The following is a 21,488-nucleotide window of genomic DNA, read 5'->3' on the forward strand; positions in this document are numbered from 1 at the left end:
ACCGAGCCCGCCCGTTTCGTCGCGCCCGTTCAGCGTTGCAGGGTGAGCAGGCCGGGGCGGTAGGGCAGCAGGCCGTAGTCGCCGCCGGAGTTGGGCGAACGCCCCTGGTAGAGCAGTTGCAGGTTGCAGGGGTCCACCGTCATCGTCTGATCGGCGTTGGTGCGCAGCAACTCGCCGTGGCTGATGTCGTTGGTCCACGTCGCGCCACTGTTGGCCTTACCCGCGAACGGGTTGCTCTCCGTCGCCGCCTGCGGGGTCCAGGACCCACCCAGGCTGGTGGCCGTGAACGACCGGAAGTAGCGACCCTGCGACCCGATCGCCTCGACGATCATCAGATACCGGCTCTGGCCCTGAAGCTTGTAGACCTGCACCGCCTCGAACAGATTGTTCGTCGAGTCACTCATGATCGTCGTGTAATTGCTGCCGAAGCTGCCCGGGAAGTTCCCGATCGGCATGCTCGCCCGATAGATCTTGCCGTTGTCACCAGCGAAGAACAGGTACATGTTCGTGCCGTCACCGATGACCGCTTGATCGATCGGCCCGGTGCCCGAGCCGGAGATGCTCCCGGTGAACAGCGGCTGCGCCGACGACCAACCATTCGGGTTCGTCGGGTCAGTAGAGGTCCGGTAGGAGAACGCGGTCGGACCCCACTGGTAGGCGAGCACCCAGATGTTGCGCGGCGCGAAGTAGAACAACGACGGCGCCACCGTCGCCGACGACATCGCGTTCTGGCTGGCCGACGCCATCTCCGAATAGTTCGTGAAGAGGCTGAAGTTCATCGAACCCCAACTCGACCCGAAATCGTGCGTGGTGGCGTAGACCAACTGCCGACCGTTGTACGGAGCGACAGTGAAGTCCTTCAACGACACCCACCCCGACCGCGGAGTCGCCAACACACCCGTCGACGACCACCGGTACGTCGACGGAAGGTTGCAGGTGCCGCCCGGCGGCGGAGTCGTCGGCGGCGGCGTGGTGGGGTTGCCCCCGCCATCGACGCGGACGAGCTGCCACTGCTGGTTGGCGCCGTTCCAGTCGTCGTACTGCACGATGTTTCCACCGTCGGCGGTCGAGGCGCCCTGCACCTCCACCACCCTGTTGCTGTTGCGGTTGATCAAGCGGACGTAGCCGCTGTCCGAGTCGGCCAGCCGGAACTGCTGGTTGGACCCGTTGAGGTCGGTCCACTGCACGATGCTGCCGCCGTTGGCGGTCGAGAAGTTGTAGACATCCAGCACCTTGCCGGACAGCCGCGACTTCAGCCGGTAGTAGCCACCGCCGGAGTCCACGAACTGCCACTGCTGCTGGTTGCCGTTGTTCCGCGCCCACTGCGTGATGCGCGCACCGTCATTCGTCGCCAGGTTGTACACGTCCAGGGCCTTGCCGCTGTTGCGGTTGACCAACACGTACCACGCGCTCGTGTCGACCGTCGCCGCAGCAGCGGGTGACGACACCACCGCCGCCGCGGCACCACCGACCAGAACCGCCGCCACGCCGGCGGTGAGCAAGCGCGGCAACCATCTGCGCCGCCGCGCCGGTGGCGCGATCGATGGAGCCCTACCAAAGGCAGACATGATCCTCCTCCACATGACCAAGAGCCGAACGGTCTGCCCGAGGATGGGCGCACCGCGACGCGTGGCCGGACGCATGCGTCGAGAACATGAGTGGTTACAAGACGTCTGCATCTCCTGGCGCACGCCTGAATCGAGATCGACGATGCAGGCTCGCCCGGTAAGCCACAGGTATCGTCGTCCTTGGACATCGACTGTGAGCGATAACATGCCGTTCGTCAAGTCGTAACGTTCCGGAATCATCAGGCCACGACGGACGGCTGCCCCTGGGATGACCGCCCCTCACCGACCCCCGCAGACCCCACCGGAGCGAGCCAGAGCTGGGCCGCCTGGGAGACGACGCTGGTTGGCGCTAACATCGACGCCCGCGCATCACTTGATCATCCGGACCCACCCCGGTCTGCCCGCCCGGCGGATCCGTTCAGGAACGCCCGCCGTCCACCTGCCGGGCGTCGCGGGCGCTTGGTCATTGGGCGCTCAACGCCTCGCCCGGCCCCGGAGGAATGGCGGGAATGAGCCACTGAGAAGGCAATCAGATCGGCTCGGAAATCGACGACTAGACGCGACCGTACGTTCTTTCGGGTAGTGCCGGTCACCCTGGTCCACGGCGGGCCGGGGTGACCGGATCTCGCCGGGACCGGGCATCGGGCCGCGCCCAGGGGACGAGGACGACCGTGCCGCTGGCGCTGAATCGGCGACGTCGGGCGAATGGGTAGATCCCGGCGACGGTGGCGCTCACCTCGCACTGGCCGCCGAACAGGGCAACCGTGACGCCCGCCGTCGACGACCAGCGCGCCGGGGTCGCGCCATTGCGCTGACCGTCCGCCCAGGGACGCTGGCTTTAGCGCAGACATCAACCTATGGTGGATGCATGCCGCTGGTCACGTTGCGCACGCCTACCGTCACTGAGGTGACGGCACTCGGCGCTGCCCGCGTGACGACGGCGGCGCGCCGGATGGCGTGGATGCGGGTGCCGGTTGTCCGCGCGCCGCACATCGCGCTCACACAGGGGCTGCCCAGCCCGAAGCGAAGCGGCCGAGGCCCTCCCGCGGAATCGTTGCATCCAAAACGACCGCCAGGGCGAAGCTATCCAAGCTTCGGCCCTTTTTTCTTTACCCGGACCATTTCGAAGGGCAGACCATGAGCATCGACCATCGTCCTGTCGACAGCAGTTGGCTGGCTGATCTGCGATCGTCCCTGGCCGACGACTTCGCCACGCAGACGGCGCGGCTGCGAGAACTGACCGAACTCAGCGCGGACACCGGCGACCCCAGCGAGGCCCACCACAACGCCGCGCTGCTGTCGGCCACCCGCCGCAACATCGAGCACATCACCGGCGCGCTGGGCCGGATCTCCGACGGCACCTACGGCGCCTGCGAGAAGTGCCACAGGTCCATCCCGCCAGAGCGGCTCGAGATTCTCCCGCACGCTCGCTTCTGCGTGCCGTGCCAGGAGAAGCACAAGGGGTGACGCCCGAAGTGGCTGCCGTGCCACAGCACGGCAGCCACACACCCGCGGCGCGAGGCCGCTGAGCGATGGTGATGCCGTCAGGTGACCGTGGCGAGGGCCTCGGTCACGACCCGTCCGGGGAGTTGGCCGGCTGCTGTCCCGGCCAGAAAGGCCACTCCTCGAACGACCGGCATCGCCCGTCGTCGGCGAATCGCATGACCCACAGGTCGCGGTACTCCTGGTCGACCGGGTCGCCGTAGCGGACCTCCTGGCGCGACACCGCCGTGTCGCCGTCGACCGCGACGATCTCCGTGGTCATCTGGAACGCCTCGTCGGGGCCTTGGCGCTGCTTTTCCCACATCCGGGTGATCGCCGGTAGGCCGACGACGGGTGTCCAGTACGGGCCCTGCTGGTAGCGCGCATCCTCGGTGAAGAGCGTGACCAACGCGTCCGTACCCGGCGTCCGCCACACCCTCTCGTAGCTCGCGATCCATTCGGCAACGTCCATCCTGTTCATGGACATCACCTTGCCATTCGGCGGGCGGCGACACCGGCCAAACAGCGGTGGCGCTGTGGCCGACCCAGCTCGTGGACGGCACCGCGAGCGTGCGGCCTCAGTCCACAACGGAGGATCCGGGTCGGGCCATCCGGCCATGATCTCGGCGGTCTCGTCCCGATCCGCGCGGACGACGCTGCCGGCCGGCGAGGTGCCTCTCCGCCGCCGAGTTTCCGCGATCATCATTCGGCTAGTGCGGAAAACGAACCGAATGTTCGCATAGCAATTCGGGATGGAGCTGGCATCCCGCGACCTGACGATTGTCTACCTACACACGTCGGGCAAAAGCACGGAAACCAGCCCAGCTCAGCAAGATCGGCGGCGATCCACCACGCATAAAGTTCACTAGCCGGTTTGTCCGTTGCGTTGCATGAACATGTCGCGTACGTTTCACGGCATCGCCCTCCGTCCTGGATTGGCGATGCCAAATATCCCCCCACCCCGACCGCGTGGGATTCCGCGCGGCAGCACGGATAGGGATGTGACCATGAAACCTCTGACAAGGCGGCTGACGGCAGCAGCGACAGGGCTGTTGCTGGCGGCCAGCGTGAACGTCGCCGTGCGGGCACCGCAGGCATCAGCGAACAGCAACGCCCCGGTGAGCCTCGACTCGCTCGCGCGGGACGTCGAGCGGGTCGAATCGCTGCGCGAGGTCAAGGACGTGCAGCGCTCCTACGCCCACCTGGCCCAGTTCGGGCGCTGGACAGACATGGCGAAGCTGTTCAGTGGGAACGGCACGCTGCACTGGGGCAACCAGGTCGTGACGGGCCACCAGGCCATCAAGGGATGGCTCGCCACCGAGGCCGGGGCGATGAACGGCGCCACGCCGGGTGCGCTCCACACCACGGTGATCGACCAACCACTGGTCAACCTCTCGGCCGACGGTCGCACCGCGAAGGGCCGGTGGTCCGGGATCCGCTTCCTGGGCGACGGGGCCGGCGCGGCCCGCATCGACGGCGGCATCTACCAGAACGAGTACGTGCTCGAAAAGGGCGAGTGGAAGATCTCGCTGCTGCGCTACTACCCGCTCTACGAGGGCGACTACGCGACCGGATTCCGGACGATCAACCGGCAGCCGGTGCCGGTGGTCCCCTACCACTTCACGCCCGACGTCGCCGGCGTGCCGATCCCCGCGCCGACCGGGAAGGCGCCCAAGGCCGGGTTCAACGCGAAGGAACTGGCCGACCGCATCGACGCCCTCAACGACGAGGACTCGGTGCGCAATCTCCAGCACTCGTACGGCTACTACGTGGACCGCCGGATGTGGACCGACGTGGTCGACCTCTTCGCCAACGGCGCGAAGGTCACCATCGACGGTGTGGGTGTCTTCCGCAACGCCAACGGCGTACGCCAGGCGATGGAGCGCATGGGCCCGGAGGGCCTGACGCAGGGCATCCTCAACGACCGGCCGCTGTTCGACACGATCGTCGACGTCGACAAGAACGGCACCAAGGCGACCACGCGCGGCATCGAGGTCGGCATGCTCAACGACGCGAGCGGCGCCTCCTGGCAGTTCTCCGTCTTCACGAACCGCTTCGTCAAGCAGGGCGGGCTGTGGAAGCTCAAGGAGATGCACCTGACGCCCCTGATCACCGCGCCCTACGGCACGGGTTGGGGCGACGGCGGGACCGGCCCGGTCGCATCCGTGAAGGCGCCGAAATTCCTCGACGTCGCCGGCCGCACGCCGGCATCCAAGCCCGGCAAGGCAGCCGGCGGCCCGAAGGGTCCCAAGCACGATCTCGCCGACCTGCAACGGAGGCTGAGCCGTTCGGTCGCGTACGACGGGTCCGAGAACGTCTCGGCGGCGTACAGCTACTACATCGACGACAGCCGTTGGCAGGAAATGGCGGCAGTGCACGCGGTGGAGGGCCACAAGCTGTCGCCGTTCGCCGGCTGGAACGGCACGCGCGAACGCATCCTCGGCTCGGTGGTCGCGACGTACGGCAACACCACGCCGCCGACGACGAAGTCCTTCCTCGTGCTGCACTGGCGACCGCAGCCGGTGATCGACGTGTCGCACGACGGTCGCTCGACATCGGTCCGGGCCCGGCTGATGCACGTGAACGCGTCGACCAACAACGCCGGGTACATCAACGGCGCGATGTACAACGACCAGTTCGTTCTTGAGGACGGGATCTGGCGGATCTGGAGCCTGGACATCGACGAGTTCTACTGGCAGTCGGCCAACTGGGCCCGGGGCTGGGGTGACGCGGTGCCGCGCGATCCGAGCCTGCCCGATCCGGCGCCGAGCAACCTCGTGAACATCTTCCCGCCGGACGTCCTGCACAGCGCGCTCGGCGAGCGGTCCAGGGGCTTCCGTGGCGGCAGCCCCGGGTACATCCAGTGGCCGGACATCGTGCCGATGTGGTTCCACTACCGCAACCCGGTGACCGGTCGCACGCCCGCCAACTTCTGGTACGACTGTGCTCCCTGCGAGGTGCGGCCGGACTGGAGCATGACGCGGCACGGCTATCAGCTGCCGCCGACCGGTCCCCAGGTCGACGGCTTGGAGGTGGGCTGATTCGGCCCTGACGGCGCAGCCCTCACGCTGAGCCGTTGACGAGGCGCCCCTCCCGATCGAACCGATCGGGAGGGGCGCTTCTGTCGGTGCACCGCCGGCAGGAATGGAGTCACCGCCGGCGCGGTTGACAAGAGCGTTTCGGGTGCGCCCCTCGCGCGCCCGTCGGGATGTTCGATACCATCGAACATCCGGGCGGACTTCCCGCCACCTCGACAGGAGGTCCTCGTGCGGTCCATGAACAGTCAGCCGCCGTCGGAGCAGGCCGGCCCTGGTGGCCCTTCGGAGGAGAGCACCCCGGCCGGTGTGGTCGGCGCTCGCATACGGCGGTACCGCAAGGAGCGTGGGCTCACCCTGCGCGGCCTCGCCTCGCGCGCCGGGCTGTCGATCGGCTTCCTGTCCCAGGTCGAGCGCGGCATCTCCTCCATCGGCCTGACCGCGCTCGGCAGCGTCGCCAAGGCGCTCGACCACTCGGTGGCGGACTTCTTCGATTCCGGCACCAGCTCCCCCGACAGCACCGTCTCCACGCTTCCCCGGCATTTCACGCTCACCAGGGCAGAGACGGCGACCACGCAGTACGTCTCCGGGCAGCAGACCTACCGCATGCTCTCCGACCGGGGGCCGGAGCTGGTGCTCGAGCCGATGATGGTGCACATCGCCCCCGGCGGGCGGCGGGAGAACGCGTACGGCCACAGCGGCGAGGAGTTCGCCTACGTCATCTCCGGCGAGTTGCTCTACGAGGTCGAGGGCGTCGAGCACCGGCTGCGCCCGGGGGACAGCGTGCACCTGCGGTCGTCGGTACCGCACCAGATGTACAACGACACCGACTCGGTGACGACCGTGGTCTCGGTCGTCACGCCCCGGCTGTTCTGACGCCAATCCCACTCGCGGAAAATTGTCCCTGCGTTCACACACGTGAACACAGGGACAATTTCGTGAAGCACCCGAGTAGGGGCAGGCGTCACCGAGCGACGCGGCGGTCCACGGCGCTCATCGTGGCCTGCCAGATGGCCGCGTCCGGGTCGATCACCGCGAAGTGGTCCCCCGGCTGTTCGAGGTGCTGGACGTCGTCCCCCGCGTCGCGGGCCGCCACGGCGTACCGCCGGTTCGTGTCGACGAGGTCCAAGCTGTCGTCCGTCCCCTGCACGAGGAGGGCCGGCACCCCCACGGGCAGCCGGAGCATCGGGTCGCTCTCGGCGTACCGCCGCAGGGCCGTGGTCGGCGAGCCGCCCAGGGCCTCGGCGACGGCGCCGTCGCCGAGGTTGCGCCGCTCGCCCTCGGTGAGGTCGAGAACCCCGGCCAGCGACACCGCCAGTGCGACGGAGACGGGAGCGCGTTCCCCCGCCGCCAGGTCCGCCGCGACCCGCAGGGCGAGCTGCCCGCCGGCCGAGTGACCCAGGATCACGACCCGCTCCGCGTCCAGCGGTCGGTCGCCGGCGAGGTCCCGAAGCGCGGCGACGCCGGCCGCCACGTCGCCCGTGGTGGCGTCCCAACCGTGCCGGTCCGGACGCCGGTACTCCAGGTTCCAGGACGCGTACCCACGTCGGGCCAGGTCGACGGCGACGGCGTCCATCAGGTCCGCACCCCAGGCGGATCGCCAGAACCCGCCGTGCAGCAGCACCGCGACCGGCGCCGCACCGGCCTGCGGGGAGGACGGCAGCCGCAGGTCACCCCACTGGTCCGGGTGCGGGCCGTAGGCGATCCGCGTGGCGGGTGAGCGCAGGCGGTGCACGGCGTGCCGGATGGCCCACGCCACGCCCCACAGTCCCCGGCCGGCCAGGTGGACCGCGCCGGGGACCGGCGGTTCGACCGTCGGGTCGTACCAGACCACGTGCTGCGGCCGGGCGCCGATGAGGGCACGTGCCTCGGGCGTCGGGCCGGGCAACACCACCGCCGGCGGGTCCGCCGCAGCGAGCAGGGACCGGATCTCACCGGCCGAGGTGGCGGTGACGAACCGGCCTGTGACACCGAGTTCGGCGCAGGTGGCGGCGGTGAGCGACGCCAGCAGCGCGTTGTCGGCCACCAGCTCCGGGCCGACCACGACGACAACCTCCACGGCGGACCCCTTTCTCACCTGCGGAGCAGCGGCAGGACGGCGGAACCGAGCAGGTCCACGCCGCGCTCGTCGGTCAGGCCGTGCGGGGTGCCGAACTCGACCCGGCGGACGCCGGCGTCGATGAGCGCCTGGGCCTGCGCGGCGACCTGCTCCGGGGTGCCGGAGAAGGCGAAACGGTCGAGCACGTCGTCCGGGATGAGCCGGCCCGCCGCCTCGTCCTCGCCCGCGTCGACCAGGTCGCCGACCCGCTTCACCAGGTCGTCGGGCAGCGCGACCGTCGGGTCGAGTTCCGCAACGACCGCCAGGTACATCGCCACCTCGGTGCGGGCCTTGGCCCGGGCCGCCTCGCCGTCGGTGTCGACCACCGTCACGGCGCCCAGCACGATGCCGACGTCGGAGACGTCGCGCCCGGCCTTCTCCGTACCGACCCGAACGCGTTCGCGGATCACCGCCACCATGTCGGGGTTGGCGCTGCCGCCCACCTTGATCTCGTCGGCGATCCGGCCGGCGACCGCCGCGCCCTGCGGACCCCACGCGCCGAGCAGCAGCGGCGGATCGGGCCGGTGCACGGCGTAGCGCAGGGCGGTGTCGGGCGCCAGCGAGAAGACCCGGCCGGTGAAGCCGCTCCGGTCGCCCCGCAACAGGCGGTAGACGACCTCGACGGCCTCCTCGATCGTGGTCAACGGTCGCGGCTGCGGCAGCCCGACCGCGCCCAGCCAGGTCCCGCGGGCCAGCCCCAGGTACGCCCGGCCGTGCGAGGCCAGGTCCAGCGCGGCGAGCTGACCGGCGATCTCGTACGGTGCCATGGAGTACGGGTTCAGGCAGGCCGCGCCGAGGCGTACCCGGCTGGTCGCCTGCGCCATCTCCAGCAGCGGGAAGATCGGCGGCTGGTACATCAGGTCACCGAAGACGGTCAGCACGTCGAAGCCGTGTGACTCGGCGGCGCGGGCCAGCCGGGCGTAGGCGCCGGCCGGCTTGTCGCTCTGCAGGCCGAGTCCGATCTCGACGGCCATCAGGTCAGGTCCGCCGAGTTCATCCGGCGCCGGCAGGTCCGTTCCACCTTCATGACGAGTCGCTCCTCGGGGTCGGGGCAGATGAAGTGGGAGTCCTGGGCCAGCCAGTCCCCCGCAGCCAGGTCACGCTGCTTCGCGGCGAGGAAGGGCAGCACCGACGCGAGCGCGTACACGCAGAAGTGTTGTCCCTCGGGCAGCCGCAGGTGTGCGCTGTTGGTCAGTTCGAAGTAGTCGCCCACGTCCATGCCGCACACCGACCGGCCCTCGATCCGGTCGACGGTCACCTTCAGGTCGTAGATCTCCATGTCGCCGTCGGCGCTGTCGCTCACGGGCCCTCCCCCTCGTCGATCCGTACGATGATCTTGCCGGTGGTCCGTCGTTCGGCCAGTTCGGTCAACGCCGCCGGCGCCTCGTCCAGCGAGACGATCCGGCTGACCGGCGGCCGGACCGCGCCGGACCCGCACATGTCGAACAACTCCTGGTACGCCGCCTCGACCGCCGACGCGCGCTGCCACGGGTACCGGGAGCCCCAGGAGAGGCCGACCAGGGTCGCGTTCGCCGCCATCAGCCGGACCGGGTCGACCGGTGGCGGTGGGCCGCCGGCCGCTCCCACCGCGACGAGACGGCCCTCGAACGCGAGGCACTCCCAGGATCGGGCGAACACGTCGCCGCCCACGGGATCCACGATGACGTCCGCGCCCCGCCCGGCGGTGACCTCCCGTACGGCGGCCACGAAGTCCTCCGTCGTGTAGTCGACGGCGACCTCCGCGCCGTGGGCACGGCAGACGGCCGTCTTGGCCGGGCCGCCGGCGGTGGCGACCACCCGTGCCCCACGGGCCACGGCGAGCTGGATGGCGGCGATGCCGACACCGCCGGCGCCGGCGTGCACCAGCACCGTCTGCCCGGCCGTGAGGCCGGCCCGCTCCAGCGCGAACCACGCGGTCTGGTACGTGACGGGCAGCGCCGCCGCGGTCACCGGGTCGATGGTGGGCGGCCGCGGCACGACCACGGCGGCGTCCACCGTCACGGTCGTGCCGAGCGCGCCACGCGGCAACGTCGGGCAGGCCAGGACCTCCTGGCCCAGCAGGTGCTCGGCCCCGACGCCCGCGGCGACGACCCGGCCGGCCGCCTCCACCCCGGGCGTCATCGGCGGGTCCGGCCGCACCGGGTACTCACCCCGGCACAGCAGGACGTCGAGGAAGTTCAGGCCCACCGTACGCACGGCGAGCCGCACCTGTGCGGGGCCGGGCGGCGGGTCGTCGGGCAGCTCGGCCACCGACAGCACGTCCGCCGGCTCACCGGTCCGCTCGGCGACCAGCCGGCGGATCATGCCGCGCCCACCGGATCCCGTACCAGCTCGGCGTGGTGGTGCACGATCACCCAGCGGCCGTCGATCCGGCGCAGCACGTCGGTGACCCGGGTGAGCTCCTGCTCGTCGTCCGCCCCGACCTGCGAGACCAGCATGTACCGGGCGACGCCGAAGTCGTCCCAGACGTCGATGCGCTTGTCCCGCGCGGCGAGCACCGCCAGCTGCGGCCGTTGGCCCGCGGCGTCCCGCTGCTCGCGGTAGTCGTTCAACTGGGCACGGGTGCGCAGCGGCCCGGGCAGGTGGGTCTCCCAGGTGGTCACCTCGGCGTGCAGGTGCGTGTCGAACCGCACCTTGTCCCCGGCGAGGAAAGCGTCGTACATGTCATCGATGCCGGCGGCGATCGCCGCCGCGCCTGCCTCCGCGAACGTCATCGCGCGTCCTCCTGGTTCTGGTCGTCGCGGGCGATCTGCCCGCCCTTCATCACCCACCGCACGTCCCGGAACGCCGAGGTGTCGGCCAGCGGGTCGTCGTTCATCGCGATCAGGTCGGCCAGCTTGCCGGCCTCGACCGTGCCGAGGTCGGACTCCGCCCCAAGCCACCGGATGGGCCCGAGGGTGCCGGCGTGGATCGCCCGCGCGGGCCCGATCCGCTCGGACATGTACTCCAGCTCCCGGATCGAGGCGGTGGTTCCCTCGAACTCCCAGAACGGGGGCATGTCGCTGCCGAGCAGCACCTCCACACCGGCGGCGACGGCCATGTCGAAGCTCTCCAGGTGCCGGGGGCCGGCGCCGAGCGAGCGGCACTGCATCCACTCCGGCACGCCGAGCTCGTCGAAGAACTCCTTGCACCGGGTCACCAGCAGCGTCGGCACGAGCGCGGTGCCGCGCTCGGCCATCCGCGCCGCGACCTCCGGGGTGAGCTGGTAGCCGTGCTCCACACAGTCCAGTCCCAGCTCCACCGCCGCGCCGATCACGTCGGCCGGACCGGCGTGCGCCGTCACCTTGCGGCCCCACGCGTGGGCGGTCTCGATCACCGCGGTCATCTCGTCGGTGAAGAGCTGGGGCGTGCTGATGCGCTCGTGCTCACCGGCGATGCCGCCCGAGATCATCACCTTGATGAGGTCCGCGCCGGCCTTGATCTGGCTGCGTGCGCCCCGGCGGAAGCCGACCGGGCCGTCGCACTCGAGGGTGTCGTTGCTCTCGTGGCCGTGTCCGCCGGTGCAGACCAGTGCCCGACCGGCGGTGTAGATGCGCGGACCCGACGTGCGGCCGGCGTTGATGGCCCGCCGCAACGCGAAGTCGGCGTGGTCCTTCTCCGCCACGCAGCGCACGGTGGTCACGCCGGAGTGCAGCGTGCGCCGCGCCCCGTTGGCCATGTAGTGGGCGAGGTCGTACGGGCCCATGCCCTTGACGTTGTCGCCTCCGGAGCCGGGCAGCGACAGCGAGAAGTGCGTGTGCATGTTGGCCAGTCCGGGGGTCAGGTACGCCCCGGCGAGGTCCACGTTGGTCACCGGGCCGGCGGCCCGCGCCTCGGCAGCCACCTCCGGGTACGGGCCGACGGCGGCGATCCGGTCGCCGCGGATCCACACACCGGCGTCGGCGATGGGCTCCATGCCGTCCACGACGCGGGCGTCCAGAACGGTGCAGTTGCCGAGCAGCACGCTCGACGGTTCGGGGGAATAGGCGGCACTCACGCGATCACTCCATATACGTCTCGGGCGGTCTGCGGGGAGACGTAGCCCTCGGCCACGTCCCGCCGAACCGCCTCCGGATCCCGGGAAGCCGGGTCACCGTGCCCACCACCACCGGCGGTCAACAGCGTCACCCGATCTCCCACTGCCACCGCGGTACGCCGTGTGCTCACCCGGTGCTCGCGGTCCGTACCAGGAAAAACCACCACCTGGTTCGGTTCCGGCCGCACTCCACCGGCCAACGCCCACGGCGCGCTCTTCGTCTTCTTGATCACCGTCAGGAACTCACCCGGCGTCACGAAACGGATGTCCCGCCGCAACCCACAACCACCCCGGAACCGACCCGCGCCACCGGAGTCCGTCCGGATCTCCACCCGTTCGAAGAACATCCCCGTCTTCGCCTCCAGCACCTCGACGGGCGTGTTGCGCGCCTGGGTCTGGCAGAGGTGGTTCGCCGGTCCGATGCCGTCGTGCTGCGGCGTCCCACCCCACCCGACCGGGTCGTTGTTGCTGACCGCGAACATCTGGCCGGTGTCCGGGTGCTGGCCGACCATCATGAACCCGGGCACGTCACCGCCGCTGGAGGCCGCCAACCGGTCCGGCATGCCCTGCGCCAGCGCCTTCAGGATCAGCTCCAGGGCGACCGTGCCGGTCCACTGGGTGAACGTGGCGGCGGGGTAGCGCGCGTGGAACAGCGTTCCGGGCTCGGCGCGTACCCGAAGGGGCGCGAAGTGCCCGGCGTTGGTCTGCTCCCCGGGTGTCGTGACGCCCTTGAACGCGACCCGGCAGGTGGCGATGGTGGCGCCCAGCGGCAGGTTCACCGGCCCGGGCACGGCGGGGGACGAGCCGGCGAAGTCGACCGTGAACTCACCGTCGGCGACGGTGACGGTGACCCGCATCCGGATCGGGTCGTCGGTGACGCCGTCGTCGTCGAGCCAGTCCTCGGCGGTCCAACTACCCTGCGGCAGCGCGTCGACCGCCGCGCGGGCATCATCGGCGGCCACCTGGATCACCCGCTCGATCACCGCGTCCACCACGGACGGGCCGAACTGCTGGAACAGCTCGATCATCCGGCGCTCACCGGTACGCAGCGCGGCGATCTGCGCGTTGAGGTCGCCGATGACGAGGTCCGGCATGCGCGAGTTGAAGCGGATCAACTCGTGGATCTCGTGCACCGGCTCGCCACGGGCGTACACCTTCGTGCCGGGGAAGACGATCCCCTCCTGGTGCATGTCCGTGGAGTCGAGCACGTAGCCCGGGTCCTTGGCGCCCAGGTCCATCCAGTGCGCGCGGATGCACAGGAAGCCGACCAACTCGTCGCTGTCGGGCAGGATGACCGGCGCGAACAGCGTCGCGTCGTAGGTGTGCGCCGCGTTCCAGTACGGGTAGTTGAGCAGCACCACGTCGCCGCGGTGCAGGTTCTCCCGGCCGACGTACTCCACGCCCTTGCGCACCGAGTAGTCGTTGGCACCGAGGAAGCGGGACAGCCCGGTCGACTCCGCGACCAGCCGCAACTCCCGGTCGTAGATGGAGATGCCGAAGTCGTACACCTCGTAGATGACCGGGTTGAACGCGGTGCGGACCAGCGCGGCCCGCATCTCCTCGGCGGCCGAGACGAGGTGACTGCGGACGACCTCGACGGTCGCCCCGTCGACCGTCGGCCTACCCATCGACGTCCACTCCGTAGACGTCCCGGGCCGCCTCCCGGGAGACGTAGCCCTCGGCCACGTCCCGCCGCACCGACTCCGGGTCGCGGCCGCGCGGGTCGCCGTGCCCACCGCCACCGGCGGTAAGCACCGTCACCCGGTCCCCCACCGCCACGGCCGTGCGCTTGGTGCTCACCCGGTGCTCGCGGTCGGTGCCCGGGAACACCACCACCTGGTTCGGTTCCGGCTGCAAGCCGCCATCGAGCGCCCACGGCGCGCTCTTCGTCTTCTTGATCACCATCAGGAACTCACCGGGCGTCACGAACCGGATGTCGCGCCGCAGGCCGCAACCACCACGGAACCGGCCCGCACCACCGGAGTCCTCGCGGATCTCCCAGCGCTCGAAGAACATGCCGGTCTTGGCCTCCATCACCTCGATCGGGGTGCCCCGTCCGGTGCTGCCGGAGACGTGGGTGGCGGCGTCCATCCCGTCGTGCTGCGCGGTGCCGCCCCAGCCCACCAGGTCGTTGTTGCTGACCGCGAACATCTGGCCGGTGTCCGGGTGCAGGCCGACCATCATGAACCCCGGCACGTCACCACCACTGGAGGCCGCCAGCCGGTCCGGCATGCCCTGCGCCAGCGCCTTGAGGATCAACTCCACCGCGACGATGCCGGTCCACAGCGTGAACGTGGGCTGCGGGTAGACGGCGTGGAACAGGGTGCCCGGCTCGGCCCGCACCTCCAGCGGTGCCACGGTGCCGGCGTTCGACGGCTCGTCCCGCGACGTCAACGCCTTCAGGACGACCTTGCAGATCGCCTCGGTCGCGCCGAACGGCATGTTGATCGGACCACGGGTGGCGGGGGCCGAGCCGGCGAAGTCCACGATGAACTTCCCGTCGGCGATGGTGACGGTGGCGCGCATCTTGACCGGCTCGTCGCTGATGCCGTCGTCGTCCACCCAGTCCTCGGCGGTCCAGGTGCCCTGCGGCAGGGTCGCCAGCGCGGCGCGGGCGCGGGCCTCGCCGTCGGCGATGATCCGGTCGATCGCCTGGTCCACAGTGGTCCGGCCGAACTTCTCGATGATCTCCAGCATCCGGCGCTCACCGGTGCGCAGCGCGGCGATCTGCGCGTGCAGGTCGCCGAGCACCGCGTCGGGCATCCGCGAGTTGAATCGGATCAGCTCGTGGACCTCGTGCACCGGCTTGCCCCGGGAGACCACCTTGGTGCCGGGGAAGATGACACCTTCCTGGTGCATGTCGGTCGAGTCGAGCACGTAGCCCGGATCCTTGGCGCCCAGATCCATCCAGTGGGCGCGGACGCAGAGGAACCCGACGAGGTCGCCGTCGGCGTCGGCGTCGGCCGGGTCCGGCCGGAACACCGGAGCGAACAGCGTCGCGTCGTACGCGTGCGCCGCGTTCCAGTACGGGTAATTGAGCAGCACCACGTCACCCCGGTGCAGGTTCTCCCGGCCGACGTACTCCACGCCCTTGCGCAGCGAGAAGTCGTTGGCGCCGAGGAAGAACGTCAACCCGGTCGCCTCGGCGACCAGCCGCAGGTCGGCGTCGTACATCGACATGCCGAAGTCGTGCACCTCGTAGATGACCGGGTTGAAGGAGGTACGGATCAGCGTGGCCCGCATCTCCTCGGCCGCCGACAACAGATAGCTGCGGACAACCTCGACCTGGGCTCCGTCCAGCGTGCTCATGCGGCTTCCTCCAGTGTGACGAGCAGGTATCCGTGGTCGTCGACGGTGACCCGCTGACCGCTGGGCACCACCGTGGTGGAGGTGCCCTCGTCGATCAGCGCCGGACCGTCGAAGGTGTCGCCCGGCTCCAGGCGGGCCCGGTCGTACACCGCGAACGGCACGACCGCTTGCTGTCCGAAGTCGTAGGCGTCCCGGTGGTTCAGCAGCGCCTGCGACGGGTCGCCGTCGCCGCGGGGCAGGGTCTCCAGCTCGGGCCGGTCGGTGCGGCCGATGCCGCGCACCCGCAGGTTGAGGATCTGCAACGGGTTGCCCATGGTGTGGCCGTACCGGCCGCGGTGCGTCTCGTCGAACGCGGCGCGGATCGCGTCGCGGTCCAGCTCGCGCCCGACGGTGACCATCAGGCTGTGCTCCTGGCCGAGGTAGCGCAGCTCGAACTGCCGCTCCAGCACCGCCTCGCCGGCCGGCACGCCCTGCGCCACCAGCGACGCGACAGCTTCGGCCTCGACCGCCTTGAACAGCTCGTCCAGCTCGCCCAGGTCCGCGTCGTCCAGGGTGGCCATCACGGTACGGCTGAAGTCGTTGACGATGTCGGCCGACAGCATGCCCCATGCGGAGAAACCGGACGGCGCGAACGGCACGATCACCTCGCCGATGCCCATCTCCCGCGCCAGCAGCGGGGCCAGCAGCGGCCCGGCGCCACCGAACGCGAGCAGCGCGAACTGCCGCGGGTCGTGACCCCGCTCGACGGTGATCTGCCGGACCGCCCCGACGGTGCGGGCCAGCAGCACGTCGAACACGCCCGCCGCCGCGCTCTCCACGGTCAGGCCGAGCGGCTCGGCGAGCTGCTCCTGGATGGCAGCGCGGGCCTCCGCGTCACGCAGCCCCATGGTGCCGGCGAGGAAGCGGTCCGGGTCCATGTAGCCGAGCACCACCGCGGCGTCGGTGACCGTCGGCTTCGTGCCGCCCCGGCCGTAGCAGACCGGTCCCGGGTCGGCGCCCGCGCTCTGCGGGCCGACCTTGAGCAGACCGTGGTCCAGCCAGGCGATCGAGCCGCCGCCGGCGCCGATGGTGCGGATGTCGTACGTCGGGATGAGCAGCGGGAAGTGCTCCAGCTGCGCCTCGTACGCGGCCACCGGGTTGCCGCGCTCGATCACGCAGGCGTCCAGCGAGGTGCCGCCGATGTCGAACGTGAGCACGTTGTCGCGGCCCAGCTCGGAGGCGATGTAGGCCGCGCCGACGATGCCGCCGGCCGGGCCGGAGAGCACGGTGTGGGTGGGTGCCGTCTTGGCGACCGCGCTGGTCATCGAGCCGCCGCCGGAGCGCATGATCAGGAAGCGTCCGTCGAAGCCGCGTTCGGCCAGCCCGGCCTCCAGCTCGTCGACGTACCGCTCGAAGATCGGCCGGATGTACGCCTCCAGCACCGTGGTGCTGGTCCGCTCGTACTCGCGGTACTCGCGCACGATGTCCGTCGACAGCGACAGGCTGACGTCGGGGAACTCCTCGTGGATCAGGCGCGCGGCCTCCCGCTCGTGGCTCGGGTCGAGGAACGAGTGCAGGAAGCAGATGGCGATCGAGGTGACCTGCTGGTCCACCACGAGCGTGCGGGCGGCAGCCCGGACGCTCTCCGGGTCCAGCTCCTCCACGACCCGGCCCCGGTAGTCGAGCCGGCCCCGCACGCCAGCGGTGAAGCGGCGCTGCACGAGGCTCTCCGGCCGCTGGTACTGGAAGTCGTACATGTGGTCGGACGGCACGTTGCCGCGACCGATCAGGAAGATGTCCCGGAAGCCCTCGTTGGTGATGATGCCGGTGCGTCCACCCCGACGCTCCAGCACCGCGTTGAGCCCGAGGGTGGTGCCGTGGATGAACAACTCCACCTCGGACAGGTCGGTGCCGAGCGCGTTGATCGCGGCGAGCACACCGTCCGCGGGTCGGGCCGGGGTCGTCGCCGCCTTACGGAAGCGGACCCGGTTGGTGCGCGTGTCGAGTTCCATGGCATCCACGAAGGTGCCGCCGATGTCGACAGCGAGCCGGATGGGGCGACGGGTCATGGCGTGACAGCCTGCCTTCCGATGAGGGCGGGGAGCTCGGGAACCCGCCAGCAGGCGGCCCGGCTCTCGCCGTACGACTGAAGCTCCTGCTGCTCCGCTCGGCACCGGTCGGTGACGAACGGGCACCGGGCGGCGAGTGGGCACCCGGTAGCGGCGTCGGCTTCTTCGAGGTCCTTGACCAGTTCAACGGCCTCGCCGTCGGATCCGGTCGTCCCGCCGAGACGGGGTGCGCTGCCCAGCAGCGCGCGGGTGTAGGGGTGCCGGGGGTTGTCGAAGACGACGTCCACCGGGCCCTCCTCGACGACCCGGCCGAGGTAGAGCACCACGACGCGGTCGGCGAAGCCGCGCACGGTCGCCAGGTCGTGGGAGATGAACACCGAGGCGCGGTCCGCGTCGGCGGCGACGTCGGCGATCACCGCGAGGATCTGCGCCTGCACGGTGACGTCCAGGGCCGAGGTCGGTTCGTCGAAGACGATCAGGTCCGGCTCACCCACCAGGGCGCGGGCGATGCCGATGCGCTGGGCCTGACCGCCGGACAGCTCGTGCGGGTACCGCTGGAGAATCGAGCGGTCCAGCTCCATCCGGTCCAGCACCGCGGCCACGCGTGCGGTGCGTTCCGCCGGGGACAGGCCCGCGGCCCGCAACGGCTCGGCGATGGAGTCGCCGACGGTGCGGCGCGGGCTCAGCGAACCGATCGGGTCCTGGAACACGAGCTGGACACGGGTACGTGCGCGCCGCAGCGCCTGCCCATGGGGGCGGCGCGGGCCCGGTTGCTTGACCAGGCTCTGCCCGGCGACGGTGACCGTGCCGGACGTGGGCGCGACCAGACCCATGACGAGCCTGGCCAGCGTGCTCTTGCCGCAGCCGCTCTCGCCCACCACGCCCAGCGTCTCGCCCGGACCGAGCCGCAGCGTGACGCCACGCAGCGCGTGATGGCCGCCGGAGCCGAACCGGCTGCGATAGACCACGTGCGCGTCGTCGATCTCCAGCACGGCGGGCTTCTGGCCCGGCTCGGCCGGGTCCGCGCCGGGTCCCGCCGGCGCGGGCGAGGTCGACGACCCGTCGGCGTCGAGCGGCCGGGTCTGCGGGTGGAAGCAGGCCAGCGACCAGTCACCGGCACCGGCCGCGACGGGCTCGGTGGTCGGCCGCCGCGCCGCACAGGTGTCGTCGGCGTGCGCGCAGCGGGTGACGAACGGGCAGTTGTGCGGCGCCTGGGTCAGCAGGGGCATGGCGCCGGGGGTGGCGACGACCGGCCGGCCGCCGACGTCCGGCACCGAGCGCAGCAGCGCCCGGGTGTACGGGTGCGCGGGCTCCCGCAGCACCTGCTCGGCCGGTCCGCTCTCCACGACCGTTCCGGCGTAGAGCACCACCACCCGGTCGCAGACCTCCGCGATGGAGGCGAGGTCGTGGGAGATCAGCAGCACCCCCCGGCCGTCGGTGTCGGCGGCGTGCCGGAACTGTCGCAGGATCTCCCGGGTCAGCGTCACGTCGAGGCCGGTGGTCGGCTCGTCGGCGATCAGCAGGTCGGGGGCGCACCCGGTGGCCAGTGAGATCATCACTCGCTGGGCCATACCGCCGGACAGTTCGTGGGCGTACGCGTCGAGCCGCCGCTGCGGGCTGCGGATGCCGACCGCCTCGAACAGCTCACGCGCCGCCTCCCGGGCCCGGGCGCCGGACATCTCCTGGTGGGTCGAGAGCCGGTCGACGAGCTGCTTGCCGACGGTGCGGGTGGGGCTGAGCGCCCCGCGCGGGTTCTGGAAGCAGATCGCCACCCCGCGCCCACGGTGGGCGGCCAGCGCCTCGTCGTCCATGCGCAGCACGTCCGAGTCGTCGAAGAGCACCCGGCCGGTGGCGTGCGAGCCGCCGGGGAGCAACCCGACGATGGCGCGAGCCACCATGCTCTTGCCACCGCCGCTCTCCCCGACCAGGCCGACGACCTCGCCGGGTCGCACGGCGAAGGTCACGTCGCTGAGCGCGGCCACCTGCCGGCCGGGCCGGCGGATGAGCACGGAAAGGTTCTCGATAGACAGCATGGTCACCGCCGCTTCGCGTTAGCGCGGTCCTGCAGGCCTTCGCCGAGCAGGCTGAACCCGAGGACGCAGGCGAGCAGGGCGAGGCCGGGCGGGACCGAGGTCCACCACCGTCCACCGACCACGTCTGCGGCACCCAGGCTGATCATGGCTCCCCACTCCGCGTCGGGGATGCTCACGCCCAGGCCGAGGAAGGAGAGCCCGGCCAGGGTGAGCATCGCCCAGCCGCAGTTCAACGGCGCGATCACCCGCACCGGGGTGAGGCTGTTGGGCAGCAGGTGCCGCCACAGGACACCCACCGACGACGCCCCGGAGGTGATCGCGGCGTCCACGAACGGCAGTTCGCGCAGCGACCGCACCTCGGCGCGGACCAACCGGGCGTACGCCGGAGCGTTCACCGCCGCGATCGTGATGATGAGGTTGATCGTGCCGTTGCCGAGCAGGGCGGCCACCGCGAGCGCCAGGATGAACGTGGGGAACGACTGGAAGATGTCGACCACCCGCATCAGCACGTCGTCGAGCCAGCCGCCGAAGTATCCGGCGACCAAGCCGAGCAGGGTGCCGACCACCACGGCGAGCGCGACCGCTGCCAGGGCGATGCCCAGGTCGAGCCGGGCGGCGTAGAGCATCCGGCTCCAGATGTCCATGCCGTTGCCGTCGGTGCCCAGGAGGTGGTTGCCGCCTGGGCCGACAAGCGTGTTCGCCGGGTCGATCTCGGTCTCGCCCCATGGGCTCAGCAGCGGCGCGAGCAGCGCCACCACCGCGATCACCGAGAGGATGGTCGCGCCGGCGATGATCAGGCGTCGGGCGAAACGACTGTCCCGGTCACCGCCGGCGATGACCACCGGTGCCGTCGCGGAATCGCCGGTGACGGCGGTGCGCAGCTCGGCCATCAGAGCCTCACTCTCGGGTCGAGGATCGCGTGGACCACGTCGGCGATGAGGAACACCAGCACGTAGCACAACGCGATGACCAGCACCGACGCCTGCACCACGGGGTAGTCCCGGTAGAGCAGGCCGCGCAGGGCCCACTGGCCGAAGCCCTGCCACGAGTACACGTACTCAACGAGCACGGTGGAGCCGATAGCGGTGCCGAAGACCAACGCGGCCAGCGACGGCAGTCGGACCAGCGTCGCCCGCATCAGGTAGCCGTAGTGCAGGGTCCGGCCGCGCAGGCCGTGTGCCTGCGCCGCGGCGTACGACTCGGAGTGCAGCACCTCCAACGCGGAGGCCCGGACGCTGCGCAGCAGCGGCGCGACCACGCCGACGACCAGGGTCAGCACCGGCAGCACGAGGTACGCCGCGGCGGAGGCGAAGGCCGGCCCGTTGGCGGTGAGCGCGGCGTCGAGGAGATCGGCGCCGGTGAGTGGGGTCAGGTTCGTGTCCGGATCGACGCGCCCGTTCGGCGCCGGGAACCAGCCGAGGATGCTGTAGCCGACCAGCACCAGCATCAGGCCGAGCCAGAACTCGGGGACGGAGTTGCCGACCAGGGCGAACACCCGGACGCTGTGGTCGCCGAGCCGGTTGGCCCGCCGGGCCGACCAGACGCCGAGCACTGTCGCCACCACCAGCGCGATGGTCACGGCGATGACGACGAGTTGCAGGGTGGGCCCGACCCGTAGCGCCATCTCCGCACCCACGGAGCCGCCGCTCTGGATCGAGGTGCCGAAGTCCCCGGTGAGGAGCCCGCCGAGATAGTCGAGGAACTGCTGCCACAGCGACTGGTCGAGCCCGAAGCGGGCCCGGGCCGCGGCGGCGTCCTCCGCACTGGCGTTCGGCCCGAGAATGCTCCGCACCGGGTCGCCCGGCAGCACCCGGACCAGGAGGAACGCCAGGACGACTACTCCGAGCAGAACGGGGATCAGCTGGAGTAGTCGCCTGACGACAAACCGGAAGATGCGCAT

The 21,488-nt window shown here is 70.7% G+C and carries 17 protein-coding genes; 3 read left to right on the forward strand and 14 right to left on the reverse strand.

The features are described 5' to 3' along the window. Positions 1 to 29 precede the first annotated feature (29 nt). Positions 30 to 1,568 (reverse strand): non-reducing end alpha-L-arabinofuranosidase family hydrolase, encoded by a 1,539-nt coding sequence (locus ABZ780_RS09135; protein ID WP_357485414.1) that lies wholly within the window; start codon positions 1,566 to 1,568, stop codon positions 30 to 32. 1,137 nt (positions 1,569 to 2,705) lie between these two features. On the opposite strand from ABZ780_RS09135, the gene ABZ780_RS09140 reads away from it, so the two are divergent. After that, positions 2,706 to 3,035: a TraR/DksA C4-type zinc finger protein gene (locus tag ABZ780_RS09140; protein ID WP_357005477.1), complete on the forward strand. Its 330-nt coding sequence runs from the start codon at positions 2,706 to 2,708 to the stop codon at positions 3,033 to 3,035. 103 nt (positions 3,036 to 3,138) lie between these two features. Here the strand turns inward: ABZ780_RS09140 and ABZ780_RS09145 are convergent, their stop codons facing one another. Further along, positions 3,139 to 3,531, reverse strand: a complete 393-nt coding sequence (locus ABZ780_RS09145; protein ID WP_357485416.1) for a nuclear transport factor 2 family protein — start codon at positions 3,529 to 3,531, stop codon at positions 3,139 to 3,141. Positions 3,532 to 4,057: 526 nt separating this feature from the next. Here ABZ780_RS09145 and ABZ780_RS09150 point away from each other — a divergent pair. Together ABZ780_RS09150 and ABZ780_RS09155 are read left to right on the forward strand one after the other, a co-directional pair. Continuing rightward, positions 4,058 to 6,091 (forward strand): nuclear transport factor 2 family protein, encoded by a 2,034-nt coding sequence (locus ABZ780_RS09150; protein ID WP_357485417.1) that lies wholly within the window; start codon positions 4,058 to 4,060, stop codon positions 6,089 to 6,091. A gap of 234 nt (positions 6,092 to 6,325) precedes the next feature. Next, positions 6,326 to 6,961, forward strand: a complete 636-nt coding sequence (locus ABZ780_RS09155; RefSeq protein ID WP_357006773.1) for an XRE family transcriptional regulator — start codon at positions 6,326 to 6,328, stop codon at positions 6,959 to 6,961. Between the two features lie 88 nt (positions 6,962 to 7,049). Here the strand turns inward: ABZ780_RS09155 and ABZ780_RS09160 are convergent, their stop codons facing one another. Genes ABZ780_RS09160 through ABZ780_RS09215 form a run of 12 tightly spaced genes read right to left on the reverse strand, consistent with a single transcriptional unit; the run spans position 7,050 to position 21,488 of the window. Further along, a complete protein-coding gene (locus tag ABZ780_RS09160) occupies positions 7,050 to 8,144 on the reverse strand; it encodes an alpha/beta hydrolase (protein WP_357485419.1) in 1,095 nt (364 codons plus the stop codon). A gap of 14 nt (positions 8,145 to 8,158) precedes the next feature. Further along, positions 8,159 to 9,157, reverse strand: coding sequence for an LLM class flavin-dependent oxidoreductase (locus tag ABZ780_RS09165; protein WP_357485420.1), 999 nt, complete (start codon positions 9,155 to 9,157; stop codon positions 8,159 to 8,161). Next, positions 9,157 to 9,486, reverse strand: a complete 330-nt coding sequence (locus ABZ780_RS09170; RefSeq protein WP_357005463.1) for a TIGR04076 family protein — start codon at positions 9,484 to 9,486, stop codon at positions 9,157 to 9,159. The genes ABZ780_RS09165 and ABZ780_RS09170 overlap by 1 nt, the downstream gene beginning before the upstream one ends. Further along, positions 9,483 to 10,487 carry an NADPH:quinone oxidoreductase family protein gene (locus ABZ780_RS09175; protein WP_357005461.1) on the reverse strand — a complete coding sequence of 335 codons (1,005 nt, stop codon included), beginning with the start codon at positions 10,485 to 10,487 and terminating at the stop codon, positions 9,483 to 9,485. Before ABZ780_RS09175 ends, ABZ780_RS09170 begins: the two co-directional genes overlap by 4 nt. After that, positions 10,484 to 10,897, reverse strand: coding sequence for a nuclear transport factor 2 family protein (locus tag ABZ780_RS09180; RefSeq protein WP_357005459.1), 414 nt, complete (start codon positions 10,895 to 10,897; stop codon positions 10,484 to 10,486). The genes ABZ780_RS09175 and ABZ780_RS09180 overlap by 4 nt, the downstream gene beginning before the upstream one ends. Then, on the reverse strand, positions 10,894 to 12,159 hold the full coding sequence (locus ABZ780_RS09185; protein ID WP_357485421.1) for an amidohydrolase family protein: 1,266 nt from the start codon (positions 12,157 to 12,159) through the stop codon (positions 10,894 to 10,896). The genes ABZ780_RS09180 and ABZ780_RS09185 overlap by 4 nt, the downstream gene beginning before the upstream one ends. Further along, positions 12,156 to 13,826 carry a hydantoinase B/oxoprolinase family protein gene (locus tag ABZ780_RS09190; RefSeq protein WP_357005455.1) on the reverse strand — a complete coding sequence of 557 codons (1,671 nt, stop codon included), beginning with the start codon at positions 13,824 to 13,826 and terminating at the stop codon, positions 12,156 to 12,158. Before ABZ780_RS09190 ends, ABZ780_RS09185 begins: the two co-directional genes overlap by 4 nt. Beyond that, positions 13,819 to 15,507: a hydantoinase B/oxoprolinase family protein gene (locus ABZ780_RS09195; protein ID WP_357485423.1), complete on the reverse strand. Its 1,689-nt coding sequence runs from the start codon at positions 15,505 to 15,507 to the stop codon at positions 13,819 to 13,821. Before ABZ780_RS09195 ends, ABZ780_RS09190 begins: the two co-directional genes overlap by 8 nt. Continuing rightward, a complete protein-coding gene (locus ABZ780_RS09200) occupies positions 15,504 to 17,555 on the reverse strand; it encodes a hydantoinase/oxoprolinase family protein (RefSeq protein ID WP_357485424.1) in 2,052 nt (683 codons plus the stop codon). The genes ABZ780_RS09195 and ABZ780_RS09200 overlap by 4 nt, the downstream gene beginning before the upstream one ends. After that, on the reverse strand, positions 17,552 to 19,588 hold the full coding sequence (locus ABZ780_RS09205) for a dipeptide ABC transporter ATP-binding protein (RefSeq protein WP_357485864.1): 2,037 nt from the start codon (positions 19,586 to 19,588) through the stop codon (positions 17,552 to 17,554). The genes ABZ780_RS09200 and ABZ780_RS09205 overlap by 4 nt, the downstream gene beginning before the upstream one ends. A gap of 2 nt (positions 19,589 to 19,590) precedes the next feature. Next, positions 19,591 to 20,478: an ABC transporter permease gene (locus tag ABZ780_RS09210; protein WP_357005446.1), complete on the reverse strand. Its 888-nt coding sequence runs from the start codon at positions 20,476 to 20,478 to the stop codon at positions 19,591 to 19,593. Continuing rightward, positions 20,478 to 21,488: an ABC transporter permease gene (locus tag ABZ780_RS09215; protein ID WP_357005444.1), complete on the reverse strand. Its 1,011-nt coding sequence runs from the start codon at positions 21,486 to 21,488 to the stop codon at positions 20,478 to 20,480. The genes ABZ780_RS09210 and ABZ780_RS09215 overlap by 1 nt, the downstream gene beginning before the upstream one ends.

It is taken from the genome of Micromonospora sp. NPDC047467 (assembly GCF_040643095.1).
In the GTDB taxonomy this organism is placed as follows: Bacteria; Actinomycetota; Actinomycetes; order Mycobacteriales; family Micromonosporaceae; genus Micromonospora.

Excerpts from the sequence above, each read along its gene's own strand:
- ABZ780_RS09135 (WP_357485414.1), bottom strand. The coding sequence starts at position 1,568 with ATGTCTGCCTTTGGTAGGGCTCCATCGATCGCGCCACCGGCGCGGCGG.
- ABZ780_RS09140 (WP_357005477.1), top strand. The coding sequence starts at position 2,706 with ATGAGCATCGACCATCGTCCTGTCGACAGCAGTTGGCTGGCTGATCTG.
- ABZ780_RS09145 (WP_357485416.1), bottom strand. The coding sequence starts at position 3,531 with ATGAACAGGATGGACGTTGCCGAATGGATCGCGAGCTACGAGAGGGTG.
- ABZ780_RS09150 (WP_357485417.1), top strand. The coding sequence starts at position 4,058 with ATGAAACCTCTGACAAGGCGGCTGACGGCAGCAGCGACAGGGCTGTTG.
- ABZ780_RS09155 (WP_357006773.1), top strand. The coding sequence starts at position 6,326 with ATGAACAGTCAGCCGCCGTCGGAGCAGGCCGGCCCTGGTGGCCCTTCG.
- ABZ780_RS09165 (WP_357485420.1), bottom strand. The coding sequence starts at position 9,157 with ATGGCCGTCGAGATCGGACTCGGCCTGCAGAGCGACAAGCCGGCCGGC.
- ABZ780_RS09175 (WP_357005461.1), bottom strand. The coding sequence starts at position 10,487 with ATGATCCGCCGGCTGGTCGCCGAGCGGACCGGTGAGCCGGCGGACGTG.
- ABZ780_RS09180 (WP_357005459.1), bottom strand. The coding sequence starts at position 10,897 with ATGACGTTCGCGGAGGCAGGCGCGGCGGCGATCGCCGCCGGCATCGAT.
- ABZ780_RS09190 (WP_357005455.1), bottom strand. The coding sequence starts at position 13,826 with ATGGGTAGGCCGACGGTCGACGGGGCGACCGTCGAGGTCGTCCGCAGT.
- ABZ780_RS09195 (WP_357485423.1), bottom strand. The coding sequence starts at position 15,507 with ATGAGCACGCTGGACGGAGCCCAGGTCGAGGTTGTCCGCAGCTATCTG.
- ABZ780_RS09200 (WP_357485424.1), bottom strand. The coding sequence starts at position 17,555 with ATGACCCGTCGCCCCATCCGGCTCGCTGTCGACATCGGCGGCACCTTC.
- ABZ780_RS09205 (WP_357485864.1), bottom strand. The coding sequence starts at position 19,588 with ATGCTGTCTATCGAGAACCTTTCCGTGCTCATCCGCCGGCCCGGCCGG.
- ABZ780_RS09210 (WP_357005446.1), bottom strand. The coding sequence starts at position 20,478 with ATGGCCGAGCTGCGCACCGCCGTCACCGGCGATTCCGCGACGGCACCG.
- ABZ780_RS09215 (WP_357005444.1), bottom strand. The coding sequence starts at position 21,488 with ATGCGCATCTTCCGGTTTGTCGTCAGGCGACTACTCCAGCTGATCCCC.